Source organism: uncultured Amnibacterium sp. (genome assembly GCF_964245895.1).
Classification (GTDB): domain Bacteria; phylum Actinomycetota; class Actinomycetes; order Actinomycetales; family Microbacteriaceae; genus Amnibacterium.
On record NZ_CAXTOQ010000245.1, the window covers coordinates 1 to 3,247 of the forward strand.

At 72.2% G+C, this 3,247-nt stretch carries 4 protein-coding genes; 3 read left to right on the forward strand and 1 reads right to left on the reverse strand.

All coding sequences use genetic code 11. From position 1 onward, the window contains the following. Positions 1-93: 93 nt before the first annotated feature. Positions 94-519 (forward strand): GNAT family acetyltransferase, encoded by a 426-nt coding sequence (locus ACFE60_RS18490; RefSeq protein ID WP_375390317.1) that lies wholly within the window; start codon positions 94-96, stop codon positions 517-519. Between the two features lie 148 nt (positions 520-667). On the opposite strand, the gene ACFE60_RS18495 is transcribed toward ACFE60_RS18490, so the two are convergent. Further along, a complete protein-coding gene (locus ACFE60_RS18495; RefSeq protein ID WP_375390318.1) occupies positions 668-1,159 on the reverse strand; it encodes a MarR family winged helix-turn-helix transcriptional regulator in 492 nt (163 codons plus the stop codon). Between the two features lie 126 nt (positions 1,160-1,285). Here ACFE60_RS18495 and sucC point away from each other — a divergent pair, with 126 nt between their 5' ends. Together sucC and sucD are read left to right on the forward strand one after the other, a co-directional pair. Further along, entirely contained in the window at positions 1,286-2,473 is a 1,188-nt protein-coding gene (gene sucC / locus ACFE60_RS18500) for an ADP-forming succinate--CoA ligase subunit beta (RefSeq protein WP_375390319.1), read from the forward strand. 13 nt (positions 2,474-2,486) lie between these two features. Then, positions 2,487-3,247 (forward strand): succinate--CoA ligase subunit alpha (gene sucD / locus ACFE60_RS18505; protein ID WP_375390320.1); only part of this gene is annotated, 761 nt, incomplete at its 3' end.

The following is a 3,247-nucleotide window of genomic DNA, read 5'->3' on the forward strand; positions in this document are numbered from 1 at the left end:
CACCGGGGAGGGCGCCAAGCGCGTCGCCGAGGTGCAGTTCGACACGGCCGGCCGGAAGCGGCTGCTGGTCAAGGTCGCCCCGATCGTGAAGCTGTGACCGTCGTCGTCCGGCCCTTCGCGGACGCCGACGAGCAGCAGGTCGTCGCGCTCTGGCAGGCCGCCGGCCTGACCCGGGCGTGGAACGACCCGCACCGCGACATCGCGCGGAAGAAGCTGGTGCAGCGGGAGCTGTTCCTCGTCGCGGCCGACGGCGACGACGTCGTCGGCAGCGCGATGGCGGGCTACGACGGCCACCGCGGCTGGGTCCACTACCTCGCGGTCGACCCGCGGCGGCAGGGCCACGGACTCGGACGGCTGCTGATGATGGAGGTCGAGGCGCAGCTGTTCGCGCTCGGCTGCCCGAAGGTGAACGTGCAGGTGCGCAGCGGCAACGAGGCCGTGCTCGCCTTCTACGACCGCACCGGGTACGCGGCCGACGGGGCCTCCGTGGTCGGCAAGCGCCTGATCCCGGACGCCTGACGGGCGCCTCCGCGGTCGCGTGCGGGCGGTTCCGGCCCGGTGCGGGCGGCCTCGGTGGCCCGGTTCGGGCCGATAGCACCCGGAGACGGCAGCGGAGCGCGGCGCAGCTCGTCGGTGCTCAGGGCGTCGGCGCTCAGCCCGTCGGTGTTCAGCTCGTCTGGGGCCGCAGCAGGCGCGGGGTGCGCGCAGGGGACACGACGGGCTGCACCTGGGCGGCGCCGGACTGCGCCGCGGTGCGCTCGAGCGCCTCCCGCTCCGCCGACGACAGGTGCTCCAGCAGCAGCGCGCGGACCGCCGCGACGTGCGCGTTGTCCGCCAGCTCGAACTTCCGCACGCCCATGCGCGTGACCTCGACGGCGTGCACCCGCCCGGACTTCTGGCGCTCGATCAGCTCCCGGTGCTGCATCCGCGTCAGCTGGTGCGACAGCCGGCTCTTGTCCCAGCCGAGCATCGTCGCCAGCTCGTTCTGCCGCAGCTGCCGGTCAGGCGCCGCCACCAGGCAGCCGAGCACGTCGAACTCCGCGGACGAGAGGTCCGCGGCCGACCGGATCTGGTGCTCGACGACGCCCGACGCGAGCTCGGAGAGTCGCTGGATGAGACGCCAGGTCGACGCCTCACCGCTGGTCAGCTCCGCGGGCATCCCCGCACCGTATCCCGCTGAGGGTTGACGTGGCAACGCGGGCGCCCTCGGGGGCCCACAGGGCGCCGAGGAGGCGGCCGCTAGGGTGGCACGGTTCCGCAACCGGTGAGGGAGACGACAGCGCCGATGGACCTCTTCGAGTACCAGGCACGTGACCTGTTCGAGCAGTACGGGGTGCCGGTGCTCGCCGGTGTCGTGGCGGACACCCCGGCGGAGGCGCGGGCGGCGGCCGAGCGGCTCGGCGGGGTGACGGTCGTGAAGGCGCAGGTCAAGGTCGGCGGTCGTGGCAAGGCCGGCGGCGTGAAGGTCGCGCGGACGCCGGACGACGCGGAGGCCGCCGCGGCGGCGATCCTCGGCATGGACATCAAGGGCCAAACCGTGCACCGCGTGATGGTGGCCGCGGGCGCGGACATCGAGGAGGAGTACTACTTCTCGGTGCTGCTCGACCGCGCGAACCGCAGCTACCTCTCCCTCGCCAGCTACGAGGGCGGCATGGAGATCGAGGAGCTCGCGGTGACGCGGCCGGAGGCGCTCGCCCGCGTCGAGGTCGACCCCGGCGTGGGCGTCACGCTCGAGCAGGCCACCGCCATCGCGAAGGCCGCGAACTTCCCGGCCGAGCTGGTCGACAAGGTCGCGCCGGTCTTCGTCAAGCTGTACGCGGTGTACACCGGCGAGGACGCCACGCTCGTCGAGGTGAACCCGCTGGTGCTCACGGGCGCGGGCGACGTGGTCGCGCTGGACGGCAAGGTCTCGCTCGACGAGAACGCGGACTTCCGGCACCCGCAGCACGCGGAGCTCGAGGACACGGCCTCCGCGGACCCGCTGGAGGCGAAGGCGAAGGCCTCGAACCTGAACTACGTGAAGCTCGACGGCGAGGTCGGCGTGATCGGCAACGGCGCGGGGCTCGTGATGTCCACGCTCGACGTCGTCGCGTACGCCGGCGAGCGGCACGGCGGCGTGAAGCCGGCGAACTTCCTCGACATCGGCGGCGGCGCCTCCGCCTCCGTCATGGCCGCGGGGCTCGACGTCATCCTCGGCGACCCGCAGGTGAGGAGCGTGTTCGTCAACGTGTTCGGCGGCATCACCGCCTGCGACGCGGTCGCGAACGGCATCGTGCAGGCGCTCGAGATCCTCGGCGACACGGCGACGAAGCCGCTCGTCGTGCGGCTCGACGGCAACAACGTGGAGGAGGGGCGCCGCATCCTCGCGGAGGCCGCCCACCCGCTCGTGACGCTCGCGCTCACGATGGACGACGGCGCCGACAAGGCCGCCGAGCTGGCTTCTGCCGGCCCCGCGGCGAGCGACAAGAAGTAAAGAGGGATCCGAGATGTCGATCTTCCTGAACAAGGACTCCAAGGTCATCGTCCAGGGCATCACCGGCGGCGAGGGCACCAAGCACACCGCGCTGATGCTGAAGGCGGGCACGCAGGTCGTCGGCGGCGTCAACGCCCGCAAGGCCGGCACGACGGTCACCCACGGCGATGTCCAGCTGCCCGTGTTCGGTACGGTGAAGGAGGCGATCGCCGAGACCGGCGCGGACGTCTCCATCGCGTTCGTGCCGCCCGCGTTCGCGAAGGACGCGATGATCGAGGCGATCGACGCCGAGATCCCGCTGCTCGTCGTGATCACCGAGGGCATCCCCGTGCAGGACGCCGCGGAGGCGTGGGCGCACGCGAAGGCCACCGGCGGGAGGACGCGGATCATCGGCCCGAACTGCCCGGGGATCATCACCCCGGGGGAGTCGCTCGTCGGCATCACGCCGGCCACCATCACCGGCAAGGGCCCGATCGGGCTCGTCTCGAAGTCGGGCACGCTGACTTACCAGATGATGTACGAGCTGCGGGACCTCGGCTTCTCGACGGCCATCGGCATCGGCGGCGACCCGATCATCGGCACGACCCACATCGACGCGCTCGCCGCGTTCGAGGCGGATCCCGAGACGACGGCGATCGTGATGATCGGCGAGATCGGCGGCGACGCCGAGGAGCGCGCCGCGGAGTTCATCAAGGCGAACGTGACGAAGCCGGTCGTCGGCTACGTCGCGGGCTTCACCGCGCCGGAGGGCAAGACGATGGGCCACGCCGGCGC